Here is a 13,993-nt window from a genome sequence, read left to right as displayed (position 1 = left end):
GATCGGTTGGAGTCTTCTCGTGCGGCTGCGCGGATGCGCGGTTCTTACCGGTGGCGGCCGGGCGTGCCCGCCGGTGTCGGCGGCATCGGCACGGCGGTTGTCGCCGGGTACGTGAGCCGGACGGCGGGTTCGGAGCGCGGTGTGGTGAGGGTGAGCATCCGGTCGACGGCGAGGTGCAGGTCCTCATTCAGCCGCCGGATGTCGACGGCGGCTTCCTCGAAGTCCTGGGCGAGGTCGAACCCGTCGTCCGCGTCGGACTCCCTGGCCTTCTCACCTGCCGCTTCGAAGAAGTCCGCGAGCCGTTCGAGGGCACCGTCGACAGGATCAAGGATCTCCTCGACCAGGTCGGCGGCAAGGGCGTAGGACTCGGCGCCGTTGAGCCGGTCGGTCAGGTCAAGGAGGCGCCGTCCGTAGACGTAGTGCCCGGGCGGATCGGTGGACATCGGCGGCAGCGGATTACCGGGGGCGGGTGAGGCGTGCACGGAGAACTCCGGGGCGGGTGCTCGTGGTCAGTGGCGGGGCGGCTGCCGTTGGGGCCGGGGCGCACTGGCTCACCGGGTTCTCCGCAGCGGTGACAGATCTCCGGTCCGGGGTCGGTGAGCGGAACCCGCGCAGCGCGTCCCGGTTTTCCGGCCCTGTTGCTGGCCGGCCCGGGGGCGGGCGGCGTGGGGTGGCTGGTGCAGGTTGTCGCCAACGGCCGTCCCCGTGCGGTGGAGGGAGGCGGGTTCTTCCAGGCCGCCGGTGACCAGGACGGCGCGGGCTCCGACGGCACGGGCGGGGTGGGCGTCGTCGGAGGTGTCACCGATCAGCAGGACGCCGCGGCTGTGACCGGGCTGGTGGATCAGGTGGGCAGCGAGGGCTTCAGCTTTGGTGCCGCCGGGTCTGTGGCGTCCGTCGATACGGTCGAACAGGTCGCTGACGCCGGCCTCGGCGGTCTCGGCCATCAGCCGCTCGTGCGGGAGGAGCGACTGGAGCGACTGGGTGTGGCCGCTGTCGCGCAGGTCTGCGAGCAGCGCCGCCGCTCCGTCACGCAGCCGGACCGGACGCCGGCTGGGATAGCGGGTGAACTTCCCTTCTGCCGCAGCCTGTTCGTCTACGGTGAGCAGTCGGCCCAGTACAAGGCGGTAGAACTCGGGTATCGGCACACAGTGCAGCGCCCGGTAGGTGACGTCATCGACCGGGACGGCGCCGAGCAGTGTGAGCGTGGCGTTCGTGGCGCCCAGAAGGTCGTCGAAGTCGTCCTTCAGTGTGCCGTTCCAGTCCCAGACGATGTGCGTCCAAGGCTGCTGGGCGAGGGCGGTGACGGTCGATGTCAGTTTGTTCTCCAGTTGTCACCGGGCAGGCGCGGATCGTGTGCGCCGTATGGGGTTCGTTGGGACTCAGGCAGCGTCGGGTGCCGTTATCGGCGCCGTGAGGGGCGCTCTGACGCCGGTCGCGCGGAAGGCTCTTGAGCCGGCACGGTGCCGCGCTGTCGGGAAGCCAAGGGCGCGGCATCAGGGAGGGCGGCAGCATGCCGGTAGGCGAGGATCAGTTCATTCAGGTGCTCGATCGCGTCGTAGCGTCGGGCCGCCAGGATGTCGATCTGAGTGGCAGTGTTCTGCAGGATGCCGAGCGAGTTGATCTGGGCTCTGCCGGAGGTGACGCGCGTGAGGTTGGCGGCTGCTTCCCCTGCCCGGGAGGTGAGTTGTTCGTGCAGGTGGTCCAGATGACGTGCACCGTTCCCCACGAGCTGCGCAAGGGTGCCTTCGGCGCTGTCGGGTTGATGCAGTCGGCCGAGCTGCCGGGGCGGGATGCCGAGCTGTTCGGTCACCATCTGGGAGCCAATGGCAGTGGGAGGGGGCTGGTGGTTGGGCGGATTGTTCATCCGGGTCGGACTCCGGTATCTGGCATGCGGCGGGGGTAGCGGTGTTCACCGAAGCCGGTGACCAGGCTCTGGGCGGGGGTGTCCAGGGCGGGGGCCCTGATGCCCGGATCGAGGTCGTCGCGGGCGAGCTGCTCGCGAACGGCGTCGGTGAGAGCGACCGCGCTCTGCTCCACGATGCCCCGCAACCTGATGAGGGCGGGGGCTGTCACGGCAGGTCGCGCTCCTGCCAGACCTGGTCCATCTCTGTCAGCGCGGTCATGGCGTGCGCGATCGTCTCCCGCGTGATGGGCCCGCCGCCGGCGTATGCGGGGTCGTAGCGGGCGAACGTACGGGTGCCACGGGCCTGGGCCAGCGGGGGAACCGGCTCATCCAGCAGCCGGGTGGCGACCCGCCGCTGCCGCTTGTCCTCCGCGACCCGCTCGGTGCGCTCCGCCCGCGCACCGGTCAGCGTCAGCGCGCCCTCGACGACGCGTTCGGCCAGCTCCGGGTCCTCTTCCCGCAGCCGGTTGAGCTGTACCTCGGCGGAGTTGGCCTTGGCCTTGTTCTCCCGGGCGGTCGCGTACGCCTCGTCCAGGCCCATGGCGCCGCTGATGACCGGGTCCACGAGGTCCGCGGCGTGCAGCAGCACAATGTTGGCCTGGCTGATCCGCCCCAGGGACAGGCCCGTCTGTTCAGAGACTGAGCGTGTGGTCTGCTCTGAGCGCGGTGGTTGCTCAGAAACTGAACGGGCCTTCGCGGAGATCATCGCCGCCTGCCCCTTGCTGATGTTGCGGCGGCGAAGGTTCACGGAGAGGGCGTAGCCGCTCGGGTCGTCTCCCTCGTAGGTCACGAACGCCGGTTCGACGGAGGCGGCTTCGCAGGCCCGGAGCCTGCCACGCCCGTCGAGGAGGCGGCCCTGGGGATCCAGAACGATGGGGTGGAGCAGGCCACGTTCCTGAATGTCGTCGGCAAGGGCGCGCAGCTCGTCTTCGTCGAGTGGCGGAAAGAGCGCGGTGATGGGATGAGCTTCGATGACGGTGCTCCTGGTGGCGCGGGAAGCGGGGAGGTACGGCGGTCAGCGGTGGCGGGCGCTCCGCCCAGGCGGGGGCGCCGGGCTCTGCTGCCGGGAGGGTTCGGGGAAGAAGCGGTGAAGGTAGAGGTGGTGGTTGAGTTCGGTGGCCGCGTCGCGGAGCGATTCCGATGCGCGCCGCAGATAGGCGCGGGCGGTGGCGTGGTCGATGACCATGGAGTTCGCCTGGTACTGGCTGGTGATCGCATTGCCGGCCAGGGAAAGGGCGGTCTCCGCGGTCTCGGCGAAGCGCGGCGCTGCGTTGCTCGACAGGGTGGCCGCCGTCGCGAGGCGGGCCAGGACGGCTCGGCCGGCGCGGGTCGTGCTGTGAGGGCTTTGGGCGAAGTCGGCTGTCAGCCGCACGACGTCGGCTGAGAAACCCTGCGCATCTGCGGCGTGCTGGAGCAGGTCGGCGTATACCGGAGCGGCCGGTACGTGACCGGTGTCGTCCAGCAGCTGCCACCGCTCGGCGGCGTCGAGGAGTGTGGCCTTCATCCCATCGAGCACGCCGACAAGGCGCAGGACTTCCCCACGGGGTATCAGCTCGCGCCGGACATCAGGATTCATGAGCGTGCGGACCTTCTCGGTGCATGCGGGTGTCGGTATCGAAGAGCGCCAGTTCGTGGGGGTGGAGCTGGTGCTGGACGATGAAGGACCGGCCGGCGACTTTCCATAGGCCCCTGCCTCTGTTGAGGTGGGCGATGGCGTCCATCTCGACGCCGGTGAGGCCGAGGAGGGAGGCGGCGGCGTGGAGCTGGTCGGTCTCCTGGCGGTAGATGATGCGGGTGGAGCAGTCGGCGAGGAGCCCTTCGGCCAGCGCGCGCCCGCGGGATCCGGCGTCGCCGGCGGTGAGCAGGTCGGACAGCCGGTGGATGACCATGAGGTTGGCGATGCCGAGGCCGCGGCTCAGTTTCCACTGGGCCTGCATGCGCTGGAGGAGGCCGGGGTGGCGCATCAGGCGCCACGCCTCGTCGTAGACGATCCAGCGCCGGCCGCCGTTCGGGTCGGTGAGGGCGGATTCCATCCAGGCGCTCGCGCAGGTCATCGCGAGGACGAGGGCGGTGTCGTCGCCTGAGCCGCCGAGGCGGGACAGGTCGATGGTGAGCATCGGCGCGGCGGGGTCGAACATCACGGTGGAGGGGGCGTCGAACATGCCGGCCAGGTCACCGTGGACCAGCCTGCGCAGGGCGTGGGCCAGGTCGCGAGCCGCGTCGCCGAGGTGCCCGGACATCATCCCCGCCGCCTCGTCCAGCCCGGTCGGGTTGTTGAGAGCGGCGGCGACGTCACCGAGCAGCGGGACCTGGTTGCCGCGGGCGGCGTGGGTGACGACGGTGTCCAGCGCGACGTCGAGCGCGGTGTGCTCCATCGGCATCAGATCCCGCCCGAGGACGGTACGGGCCAGTGAACCGAGCAGCAGCAGACGGCGTTTGCGGATCTCGCCCGCCCAGTCCGTCTCCGATACGGAGGCAGGGCGCGGCGCCGCGTCCAGCGGGTTCAGCTTCCCCGGCAGGCCGGGTCCGAGGGCGACGGAGGTGCCGCCCAGCGCGCTCGCGACCGGGGTCCATTCGCCCTTCGGGTCGCACGGGACGTAGACGCGGTAGCCGAACGCCACGGAGCGCAGCGCGAAGGACTTGGCCAGGGCGCTCTTGCCCTGCCCGATCACCCCGGCCAACAAGACGTTGGGGTTGGTGAACCCTTCGATCTTCCCGTACAACGAGAATGGGTCGAACACGAACGATGCTTCCGCGTGGACGTCACGGCCGATGTAGATGCCTTCGGCGCCAAGCCCGCCCTCGGCGAGGAACGGGTACGCCCCGGCGGCGACGGCGGTCGTCATCCGGTGGGCCGGCAGGCGCAGCCTGTTCCCGCGGGCGGAATTCGGTCCGGGCCGTCCGCCCGGCGGATACAGGGGTGCGGGGTTCTCGTTCTCCGCCGGCGCGGTGCCCGCCGTGTTGACGGTGGCTTCCGTACGGGCCTTGGCGGTGGCTTCGGCGAGCCGTCGGCGGGCTGCCTTCCTGCTCGCGCGGTCGGTTCCGTGTGGGGTGAACAGCGGACTGGCGGAGGCGCGCCGGGCCCGGCGGGAGGGGCGGTGGTTCATCGGGCACACGCTGTGGTGTGGCCGTGGAGCGGGGTGTTGAGATCGGTGGGGGTGGTCTTGCGGCGGATCGCGTGGCCGGCGGCGAGGTGCCGCTGGCAGATGGTCAGCACCGGCGGGCCCTCCGGCAGCCGCTCCGGATCGCACTCCGACGACTCCGGGGTTCCGGTGTTGTGGGGGAGCAGGTGGAAGGCGTCGTGGACGGCGGTGGTGGCCTGCCACAACCGTGCGTGGGCGGTGGACAGTTGACGGCCCGCAGCCGGGTGCGGTGGCTGGGTGGACTCGGTGATCCGGTCGAGGAGCCGGTGCAGCGCCGTGAGATGGGCGTGGAGGACGTCCAGATGCGCGCGACCCACAGGGTGCGGCGGCACGGCCCGTTCCAGGACACGGGTGTGGTGGCGGATACCGGCGGTCGCGGCACGCAGATAGGGATGCGCGTCGTCGGGACGCGGGGGAGTCGTCAAAGGGATTGGTGGTCCTTCCTGGCGCCATATCGGTGCGGAGGGCGTGTTCAGAGGGCGGTGCGGGCCAGGGGGAGGGCGGCGAGGGTGAAGGCGTCGGGCTGCTGGAAGTTGAGCCGTCGCAGGTCGACGCCGGCGGTGACGGCGGCGGTCTCGATCTGCGCGCACGCCGCGTCGAGGAGGGCGTCGGTGTCGGCGGTGACGGTGACCAGCCCGGTCAGGGCGACGTCGGCGTGTCCGGCGATGAGCTGGCGTTCGCGCTGTTTGACGTCCGCGTACTCGACGGAGTCCTCTTCGCTGTCGACCTGCCCGCGGCGGGTGCGTTCGTTGGCGTCGGCGATGATCGCGGACTTCTTCCGCTGGACGTCCCGCAGCGCGGACTCCAGCCCCTGCGGCACGTAGATGAGGGACAGGGTGCGGCGGATCCCGGCGGTGAACATCAGCCCGTGGAGGAATCCAGCGCCCATCTCGGTGCGCGGCCAGTTCTCCACCCAGTACGTGGCGTGCCGCGCGGTGTCGGTCGTCAGCCGGTCGTACTCCTCGAACTGCACGACGGGCCCGGCGGCTGCCGGGTCCGCCTCCGCCCGCCCGGACTGCGACCACTGCTGCACGGCGGAGAGAGCTTTGGGGTCGTAGGCGGTGCGGATGACGGCCGCGATCTCCCGGGCGCCGAGCCACCCGGTGACCACGAGTCCGGCGTTGCGGGCGGCCTGCGCGATCGACGCGGTGGTCTGCTCCATCACCGTGAACGCCCCAGGCAGTCCGCCGCCGGCCTGCGAGATCAGACGTCTGGCGGCTTTGAGGTCGAGGCTGATGGCGAGGTACGTCTCGTGCGGGGCGGCGGCCGGACCGGCGGCGCCGACGAGTTCGGCGTAGACCTGCCCGGCAACCGGTGCTCCGGCCTGGCCGTGCTGTGCCCAGTGGCGGGCCAGGGTGTCGCCCGAGTCGGGAACCGTGCGCTCCAGGACCTGCACGGTGGCGACGTGCCCGGTCCGGGCGATACCCGCCAGGGTCCGTCCCCAGCCGTTGACCTGGTGGTTCTGGGTGGCCGGGTCGAGCAGGACGAACGCACGGCTGCTGACGCGGGCGATGGCGGTCAGGGTCTGCTGATGCGGGTCGTGCACGGCGGCGGCGCCGTTGGCGGAGTCGCCCGGGGTGACCACGCGCAGCGAGGCGGCGTTGCCCGGAAGGTGCAGGACACCGTCGAGCCGTGGGCGGGTGACAGGGCGGGCGAGCCACAGAATCTGGCCGGCGCGGCGGCGGTGCGCGTAGCGGGCGACGACCGGAGCCCAGTCGACCAGGGACCGGCCGTGGCGGCGGATCGTGATCAGTGCGGCGACTGTGGCCCACAGGGGTGTCAGGGCGAGGGCGCCGAGGAGCCCGGTGGAGACGACCGCGACCAGCAGTAGCGCCAACGCGATCGAGACGAGGCTGAGTTGGGGCAGCGAAAGGCCGAGGAGGATGCCCCGGCGGGAGCGGTGCGGGAACTTCACCGTGACCGGAGCGGCGGAGGGAGAAGACAAGAGGCAGGTCCTGGGAGTGCGGGTGGAGCCTGGGGACGGGACGCGCCGAGTACGTCCCGCCCCCGGAAGCGGGGTTGGTCAGAGGCCGGTCGGTGGAGGAGGCGGTCCGGCCGTGCCAGTGGTTCCGGCGGACTGTGAGCCGGGAGACGGAGGTGCGCCCTGCGGGGGCGGAGCCGTGGTTGGCGGGGCGGACCAACTGGGCGCCTGGCCGGAGGCAGCGCCTGCTCCCGAACCGCTGCCCAATCCGCCGCTCGTGTCGTCGGCAGGGCTGGTCGGCGCGGGTTGAACGGCTTTCTCCAGGCCGGACTTGAGGGCGTCACCGCCGGGGGAGAGTCCCGTCCCGCCGCTCTGCGAACCGCCCTGGCTGTCGCTACTGCTGGTGGGGTTGGCGGCGATGTCGCCGGGGAAGCCCCCACCACTGCTGGAGGGGTCGGGGCCCTGGGCGGCGCCTTGTTCGGCTCCGGCTGCCGCGCCGCCGGTGGCGGCGGTCGTGGCCAGGGAGGCGGCTTTGCGTGCGGCCTTTTCGGCGTGTTGTTTGGCGAGCTGGGCGCCGGCTCCGCCGGTGCGGTGGATCGATTCGCCGTCGGTGCCTTCGGCTGCCCAGTGCACGAACTTGAACGTCGCGTACGGGCAGAGCAGGACCAGGAGCATGATGACGATGCCGGACATGACGTCCGCGAGGGCGGCCATGCCGTCCTTGGAGTCGGTGTTGCCCATCGCGGCGATTCCGAGCACGAAGATCACGGTCATCAGGAGCTTGGAGACGACGAGGGTGGCGGTGGCCTCGATCCAGCCGCGGCGCCAGCGGCGTGCGGCTTCCCAGCCGCCGCCGGCCCCGGCGAACACGGCGAGGGTGACCATGACGAGGATGCCGACCTTGCGGACCATCATCACGCACCAGTACATCAGTGCGCCAATCGCGGCACCGAGTGCGGTGATGCTGGGGATCATCCAGCCCAGCCCGGACAGCGCTCCGAGCTGACTCACCTTGACGATGCGCCGCACAGCCGTCTCGATCGACAGGTTCGCGGCCTTGAACAGCCCGTCGCTCAGGGCGTCGACCACTTCGATGGCGACGGTGGTCAGGGCGATGGCGCAGAAAGCGAACAGCACCCCGCCCGCGGTGCCGGTGAATGCCTGGACCAGTGCCTGCCCGTCGCGTTTGACGGCCGCGCGCACGAGCTGGGCGCAGAAGGTGGCGACGAGGACGATGAGGCCGATCGGGAGCAGCATCTCGTAGTTGTCGCGGAACCATCCCGCGTTCAGGTCCGGGGTGGTGGTGGCGTTGATGGCGGTGGCGGCGAGGTCGGCTGCCGCGGCAGCGAGTTCACCGGAACTCTTCGCGATCCAGTCGCCGATCGCCTTGCCCGGGTCGGAGGCGAAGGTGGCCGCGTCGCCGACGGCACAGAGTGTGTCCGTCAGCGGAAGATCACAGAAGGCCACGAGAGTTGGTCCTCCTTCCTGCGTGTCGGCTGGGCGGGGTCATTGGGTGACGGCGGGGGCGAGGGCGGCCAGGGTGCAGTCGTGGTCGGGGCGGCACTGCACGGCGAGCGTCACCGCTCGCTCCTCCGCCCCCGCTCCGTCCTTCGCCCAGCCGATCTGCTGGGTGCCGTTGACGGTGACGACGTAGATGTACGCGTCGGTGATCGCCGACGGATCGTCCGCGAGGGCCTGCTTGAACGCGGAGGGGAAGTGCCCTTCGGTGACCGTGGCGGTGGCGTGCTGGTCCTGGTCCGCCATACGCGACCACAGCAGCGGATCGGGCACCTGGCCGGCGACGGATGCCCAGTCGGCGTACTGCGTCTCCTCGGTCATCCACGCCCGCATGCCGGCGAGTTGCTGATCACGGCTGGTGGTGCGGGTGTCGTAGGACCAGAGCATGAGGGCCGCCGCCTTCGCGTAGGCGACCGGCTCGGCGATCTGCGCAGGTGCGGACACCGAACCGCCTCCCGTTGTGGTGGAGGGCTTCGGGGTGGGTATCTCTGCTGAGGAATCGCTGGTGGTGCCGGGGGTGCTGGAGTTGTTGTGCTGGTCGGTGCGGCCGGTGAACCAGGCGACCGTAGCGGCGACGGCGAGCAAGGCGGTGATGACGAGCGCGACGATGAGGATGCGGCGGTTGGCCGACCAGCCGATCCCGTAGCCGCCGAGCGCGGGGAAGCGGTTCAGTTTCACTGGACCTGCTCCCCCAGCGCGGAGAAGAACTGGACGATGCCGTTGGCGGCACCCAACCCGAGCGCGGCGCCGGCCGCGACGACCGCGCCCTTCTTGCCGTTGGCCTCGGCCTGATGGCCCCCGGAGTGATGGCCCCACGCCCACACACCCAAGGAGACGGCAAGCGCGCCGACGACGGCGACGATCCCGAACAGATTGATGCTGTTGACGACGTTCTTCAGTACGGCCAGGCCCGGCAGACCGCCGTCCGACGGGGTGATGCCCGGGTCGTACGCCAGATGACGGAGACGGTCGGCGAGAAGCATGGGGATGGTGGAACTCCTTGCGTACGCGGGCCAGATGAGACCGGCGGCGGGTGAAAGCGAATAGGGGACACGCGGCCCGGGGGACGATGACGCCCGGCAGCCCGAGCCCGAGCCCGAGCCCTGTCTGGGTGGCGTGCGGCGTCAGAGGACGCGGCGGACCGTGAGAATCGTCCAGTCCTTCAGCGGTGTGATCCGTACGGGCTTACCGGTCCTGGGCGCCTCGATCACGAGACCCTCGCCCATGTACAGGCCGACGTGCTCGGGCCGAGTAGCGGTGCCGCGGCTGAAGATCAGGTCACCGGGCATAAGGGCCTTCGCCGAGACGGCTATGCCTTCGTTGACCTGGGTGTATGTGGTGCGGGTGAGGGTGACGCCGGCGTGCTTGTACGCCTGCTGCGTCAGCGAGCTGCAGTCGCAGCGGCCCATCGGATCCGGTCCGTGCGCGTTCGTGCAGGTGCCGCCCCACTGGTAGAGCGTGCCGAGCCGGCCCATCGCCCACCGGATCGCCCGCCGGGCCTTGGGAGGCGCGTCCTTGGGGATGGCGTATCCCTTCGGCACGCTGCCTTCGGGGATCCGCCCGTACCCGGAGCCGTCCTCGCCCGGCTCACACCCCGAGACGTCCGCAGGGTCGGTCCCGTTGTTGCCGGTGTTCGGGAAGGTGCGGGCGATGGCTTCCTGGAGGGCGGTCGCGAGGTTTTCCCACTGCGCGTACGCGTCCGGGTAACCGGACTGCTGCACGGCCTGGGCCGCCTGGGTGACGGTCAGCTGCTGCCACCCGTCCACCTTCAGCAGGCGTTGGTAGAACTTCTCGCTCGCGTGGATCGGGTCGCGGATCTGCTGCGCGGTGCCCCATCCTTTGGACGGGCGCTGCTGGAACAGCCCGAGCGAATCGCTGTCGCCGGAGGCGAGGTTGCGGAGCCGGGATTCCTGTATCGCGGTGGCGAGCGCGACGATCTGCCCGCGGTCGGGCACCTTGAGGCCGATGCCGGTGGCGACGATCTTCTGCGCGTTGGGGACCTGCTCGGCGGGCAGGTCCAGGCCCGGGATTCGGACCGTGTCACTGTCCGCTCCGTCGAGGAGTTTGGTGACCTGCTCGGTGATTCTGTCGGTGTCGACGGTGCTGGTGCATCCGGTGAACTGGCCGCCCTCTTGGGCGGCTTCGCCTGCGGAGGCCGCCATCAGAGCGGCACCGGTCAGGAGGAGAGGGGAGAGGCAGAGGACGCCGATACCGGCGGCTATGCCCTTCAACCCGGCCCGTTCAGCAGGGGAATCCGGGCCGTGGGCATCGGCGGGCAACGAGACGTCACAGGACCGTCCTTCGGGAGGCGTTGACGGGGGATGGGTGCCGGACAGAGAAGCCCATCAGCAGGCGGCGCTTGTCGGGCGGTTCAAAAACTGTAGGCCCGGATCGCCGGTCAACCAAAAAGTCGGCGTGAGATACCGGAATCCGACCCCTCAGCGGCGTGCTTTTTGGTCGACCGGCGTTTCGCCCCTACAGTTTTTTGGATTCCCCTCGCCCCCTGTCCGCTGCCGCGAGCTTTCGTGTTCGCCGTTGCGGCCGGCCGGGATTCCTCTGTGCGACGGGAAATCCTCACCCTCACCCTCCCCACCCGAATCGGGGTTCCTCTTTGCCTTTTTCCTTGCACCAGGGGGACGCGCTGAGCGTCCTCACCACCTTGCCGGAGGACTGCGTCGACTCCGTGATCACCGACCCGCCGTACAACAGTGGTGGCCGGACGGCGAAGGAGCGCACCTCCCGCTCCGCGAAGCAGAAGTACACCTCCGCCGACGCCCAGCACACGCTGCCGGACTTCACCGGCGAGAACATGGACCAGCGCTCCTACGGGTTCTGGCTGACGCAGATCATGACCGAGGCCCACCGGCTGACGAAGACCGGTGGCACCGCGCTGCTGTTCACCGACTGGCGCCAGCTCCCCACGACGACGGATGCGATCCAGGCGGCCGGCTGGCTGTGGCGCGGGGTACTGGCCTGGCACAAGCCGCAGGCCAGGCCGCAGAAGGGACGCTTCACGCAGAACTGCGAGTTCATCGTCTGGGCCTCGAAGGGGCCGGTCGACGCTGCCCGCAACCCGGTCTACCTGCCCGGCCTCTACAGCGCATCGCAGCCCTCGGGCAGGAACCGGCAGCACATCACGCAGAAGCCCGTCGAGGTGATGCGTGAGCTGGTGAAGATCTGCCCGGAGAAGGGCACGGTGCTCGACTTCTGCGCCGGCTCGGGCTCCACCGGTGTCGCCGCCCTGCTCGAAGGCCGGGACTTCATCGGCGTGGAGAAGACCGAGACGTACGCGTCCGTCGCGGCCGACCGGCTCACCGACACCGTCCGCCAGACCCTTGGCCAGGACGACGTCATCCTGACCGCCTGATATCTCAAGTCCTGTGCCGTGAGGGCGGACTATGCCCCGTTGCTTGGTCGGCGGGCTCTGGCTCCGTGGCGTTGTAGCACGGGTTCGCCGGTTGGCCAAGCCGGTGTTTATCCGGACCGTTGACGGCGTGTTCGTCCGATGGCCGTGTCTTCAAGGAGGCCCTTATTTCCATGCCCGAATCCGTATCCGGCCCCGATGACGGGGAATTGGACCCGGTCCGTATCCCTGACGGTGATCTCGACGGTGTCGAGGCCGGTGTCAGGAAGCTGATGGAGCGCTCCGCGCTCCAGGCCCGGCAGCTCGAACACCTCGCCTCCGCGCCCTCTCCCGCTCCTGGTGGTGCGTCGCCGTTCGCGGCGTTCGGTCTGCCGGGATTCAACGGGCCGGGCCCGGCTCCTTCGCCGGAGCCGCGTCCGATTCTGGAGCTGGAGGGCGAGGAGTACGAGGACGAACTCGACGGCCTCGGCGACTGGGTGGACGATTTCCTGCTGCCCGTCTACGGGGCGGAGGTCACGACGGCGGCCCCGTGGTGCCCGCGGTGGCAGGAGCACGACGGTGTCGTGGCGTGGCTGCACGCCCTGTGGCTCGCCTACCAGCAGCACAAGGACCCGGAAGCGGGTCTGGCCGGGATGTTCGTGTGGCACCGCGACTTCCTCATCCACGCCATGGCCGCCGTGCGGGCGCCGGGTGGTCCGCTGTCGGCTTGCATGACCTCCCCGGATCGGCCCACGCACCGTCTGCTGCCCGGCCCGCCGCCCTCGGCCCGCACGCAGGAGAACTCCTCCGCACAGGCAGCGGAGCCGGACCCGGAGCGGGAGCCGGATGAACCGTCCGGGCCGGTGTCGTGAGGGCGGGGCAGCAGCCGGCGTTCGGGCTGAGTTTCGACCCGCGCGCCCTGACCGACCTGTTGCAGGCGCCGGGCGACATCCGTGATCTGGCGCTCGCCCAGCTGCAGGACGTCGTCCACGCGGAGCTGTTCGGCCGCAAGCTGACCGGCGATCTGGCCGGGTACCGCAAGCTGGCCCTCGACTACCGAAACCAGTGGCGCCTCGTCTACGCCCTGCGCCCCGCGCCCCCGGCGGCCGTGCACCGTATGGAGATTCGTGTGGTGGCTGTCCGGCCGCGCGCCGGGAACGACATCTACGACACCGTTGGGCGTCGTCTGGGGATGGCCCGCCGGCCGCTGAGCGCCCATACGCACGCGGCCCGCTCCCGCCCGCCGCAGCTGTTGGCCCGCCGGCCGGTTCCGAAGCCGGGTCCGCCGCCCCACGCAGCCCCCGGCCCTGCTCATCCCGCCCCATTCCCCACTGTGAAGGGCTCTGCCCGTTGACGAGCTATCCCTCCCTGCTCGACTCCCTCGCTAGCGCCCTGAACCAGGACCCGGTGGTGCGGGAAGTCCCGCACCACCGGGCCCTGCTGGATGCCCACTCTGAGGTCCAGCGGCTTGACCAGCGGCTCCTCGCACGGGCGAACCGTCCCCGCGGCGGTGATGGCGGGCTGCTGGAATCGCTGATCGACCTGCTGGTGGAGCGTCTGGCCGCCGGTATCGAGCTCAGCCGGCTGCTCTCCACCACGGCCTGCTGCCACTCGGACACCGGCGCCTTCGGCGCCGGTGTCCGGGGCGACTTCAGCGCTGGGGGCCAAAGCTCCGACGAGCATGACGGTGATGGCGGAGCCGACGACTCCGGCGCGGTGGACGGCTTCTCGTCCTGCCCCGAGGATCCTCCCGGTCTTCAGTGCGTGGTCCGTGCCGCGCTGCATGTCTTCGACGTCGTCGGGGCCCCGGAGACGATGGCGTCGTGGGACCTTGTGGACTGCCTGAAGGATCTTCCCGGGCTGGCTGAGGAGCGTTGGCCGTACGCCGAGTTGACGCAGTCCCGGCTCGCCCGGCTCATGGCCCCCTACGGTGTCTTCACCCGCAAGGTCACCGACTTCGACGGGCGCCGCCCGAGGTCCTACCGGCGGCAGGACCTGCTGGCCGCCTTGCCGCACAACGAGCGCTGACCTGCCCTCGTGCACGGTCACCCGCCGGGTCAGGGAACCACCTTGTGGCTTCGAAGGACTCTGCCGGCGGGCGCCGCCTGATGCGGCTGGGCCGCACGCAGGCCCTCCGCCGGGTCTTCTTGCTTCTCTCCTGGACC

17 protein-coding genes are annotated in these 13,993 nt (G+C 70.4%); 4 read left to right on the top strand and 13 right to left on the bottom strand.

Annotated features, from left to right (window positions below):
* Window positions 1–44: 44 nt before the first annotated feature.
* The 13 genes from ACFYNU_RS26265 to ACFYNU_RS26205 form a co-directional block, all read right to left on the bottom strand.
* The gene (locus tag ACFYNU_RS26265) at window positions 45–482 is read right to left on the bottom strand and encodes a hypothetical protein (protein ID WP_356593754.1); all 438 of its coding nucleotides are present in this window, start codon (window positions 480–482) and stop codon (window positions 45–47) included.
* Window positions 483–551: 69 nt separating this feature from the next.
* Window positions 552–1,223 (bottom strand): HAD family hydrolase, encoded by a 672-nt coding sequence (locus tag ACFYNU_RS26260; RefSeq protein WP_388767419.1) that lies wholly within the window; start codon window positions 1,221–1,223, stop codon window positions 552–554.
* 176 nt (window positions 1,224–1,399) lie between these two features.
* The gene (locus ACFYNU_RS26255) at window positions 1,400–1,864 is read right to left on the bottom strand and encodes a hypothetical protein (protein ID WP_356593756.1); all 465 of its coding nucleotides are present in this window, start codon (window positions 1,862–1,864) and stop codon (window positions 1,400–1,402) included.
* A complete protein-coding gene (locus ACFYNU_RS26250; protein WP_356593758.1) occupies window positions 1,861–2,073 on the bottom strand; it encodes a hypothetical protein in 213 nt (70 codons plus the stop codon). The genes ACFYNU_RS26255 and ACFYNU_RS26250 overlap by 4 nt, the downstream gene beginning before the upstream one ends.
* Entirely contained in the window at window positions 2,070–2,825 is a 756-nt protein-coding gene (locus tag ACFYNU_RS26245; RefSeq protein ID WP_388767417.1) for a ParB N-terminal domain-containing protein, read from the bottom strand. Before ACFYNU_RS26245 ends, ACFYNU_RS26250 begins: the two co-directional genes overlap by 4 nt.
* A gap of 93 nt (window positions 2,826–2,918) precedes the next feature.
* Window positions 2,919–3,479, bottom strand: coding sequence for a hypothetical protein (locus tag ACFYNU_RS26240; protein ID WP_356593760.1), 561 nt, complete (start codon window positions 3,477–3,479; stop codon window positions 2,919–2,921).
* Entirely contained in the window at window positions 3,469–5,010 is a 1,542-nt protein-coding gene (locus ACFYNU_RS26235; RefSeq protein ID WP_356593762.1) for an ATP-binding protein, read from the bottom strand. Before ACFYNU_RS26235 ends, ACFYNU_RS26240 begins: the two co-directional genes overlap by 11 nt.
* On the bottom strand, window positions 5,007–5,471 hold the full coding sequence (locus ACFYNU_RS26230) for a DUF6238 family protein (RefSeq protein ID WP_356593764.1): 465 nt from the start codon (window positions 5,469–5,471) through the stop codon (window positions 5,007–5,009). The genes ACFYNU_RS26235 and ACFYNU_RS26230 overlap by 4 nt, the downstream gene beginning before the upstream one ends.
* Window positions 5,472–5,518: 47 nt before the next feature.
* Window positions 5,519–6,991 carry an SCO6880 family protein gene (locus ACFYNU_RS26225; protein ID WP_356593766.1) on the bottom strand — a complete coding sequence of 491 codons (1,473 nt, stop codon included), beginning with the start codon at window positions 6,989–6,991 and terminating at the stop codon, window positions 5,519–5,521.
* A gap of 78 nt (window positions 6,992–7,069) precedes the next feature.
* Window positions 7,070–8,434, bottom strand: a complete 1,365-nt coding sequence (locus ACFYNU_RS26220) for an ATP-binding protein (RefSeq protein ID WP_356593768.1) — start codon at window positions 8,432–8,434, stop codon at window positions 7,070–7,072.
* Window positions 8,435–8,473: 39 nt separating this feature from the next.
* Window positions 8,474–9,163 (bottom strand): hypothetical protein, encoded by a 690-nt coding sequence (locus tag ACFYNU_RS26215; RefSeq protein WP_388767378.1) that lies wholly within the window; start codon window positions 9,161–9,163, stop codon window positions 8,474–8,476.
* Entirely contained in the window at window positions 9,160–9,474 is a 315-nt protein-coding gene (locus tag ACFYNU_RS26210; protein ID WP_356593840.1) for a DUF6112 family protein, read from the bottom strand. Before ACFYNU_RS26210 ends, ACFYNU_RS26215 begins: the two co-directional genes overlap by 4 nt.
* Before the next feature lie 135 nt (window positions 9,475–9,609).
* Window positions 9,610–10,716, bottom strand: a complete 1,107-nt coding sequence (locus ACFYNU_RS26205; protein ID WP_356593770.1) for an NlpC/P60 family protein — start codon at window positions 10,714–10,716, stop codon at window positions 9,610–9,612.
* Between the two features lie 380 nt (window positions 10,717–11,096).
* Between ACFYNU_RS26205 and ACFYNU_RS26200 the strand changes: the two genes are divergently transcribed.
* From ACFYNU_RS26200 to ACFYNU_RS26185, 4 genes are all read left to right on the top strand, one after another.
* Window positions 11,097–11,852, top strand: a complete 756-nt coding sequence (locus ACFYNU_RS26200) for a site-specific DNA-methyltransferase (protein ID WP_356593772.1) — start codon at window positions 11,097–11,099, stop codon at window positions 11,850–11,852.
* A 269-nt stretch (window positions 11,853–12,121) separates the two neighbouring features.
* The gene (locus ACFYNU_RS26195) at window positions 12,122–12,700 is read left to right on the top strand and encodes a DUF4913 domain-containing protein (protein WP_356593842.1); all 579 of its coding nucleotides are present in this window, start codon (window positions 12,122–12,124) and stop codon (window positions 12,698–12,700) included.
* Complete coding sequence (locus ACFYNU_RS26190; RefSeq protein WP_356593774.1) at window positions 12,697–13,182, top strand: hypothetical protein; 486 nt, start codon at window positions 12,697–12,699, stop codon at window positions 13,180–13,182. The genes ACFYNU_RS26195 and ACFYNU_RS26190 overlap by 4 nt, the downstream gene beginning before the upstream one ends.
* On the top strand, window positions 13,179–13,856 hold the full coding sequence (locus ACFYNU_RS26185) for a DUF3631 domain-containing protein (protein WP_356593776.1): 678 nt from the start codon (window positions 13,179–13,181) through the stop codon (window positions 13,854–13,856). Before ACFYNU_RS26190 ends, ACFYNU_RS26185 begins: the two co-directional genes overlap by 4 nt.
* Window positions 13,857–13,993: the final 137 nt, after the last annotated feature.

This window comes from Streptomyces sp. NPDC006643 (genome assembly GCF_042870175.1).
Classification (GTDB): Bacteria; Actinomycetota; Actinomycetes; order Streptomycetales; family Streptomycetaceae; genus Streptomyces.
The sequence above is the reverse complement of the archived record's forward strand: the minus strand, read 5'-3'. Positions and strand labels throughout refer to the sequence as shown.

Bases quoted from the DNA above. Each gene is read 5' to 3' on its own strand.
- ACFYNU_RS26255 (WP_356593756.1), bottom strand. From the start codon at position 1,864: ATGAACAATCCGCCCAACCACCAGCCCCCTCCCACTGCCATTGGCTCC.
- ACFYNU_RS26240 (WP_356593760.1), bottom strand. From the start codon at position 3,479: ATGAATCCTGATGTCCGGCGCGAGCTGATACCCCGTGGGGAAGTCCTG.
- ACFYNU_RS26195 (WP_356593842.1), top strand. From the start codon at position 12,122: ATGGAGCGCTCCGCGCTCCAGGCCCGGCAGCTCGAACACCTCGCCTCC.
- ACFYNU_RS26235 (WP_356593762.1), bottom strand. From the start codon at position 5,010: ATGAACCACCGCCCCTCCCGCCGGGCCCGGCGCGCCTCCGCCAGTCCG.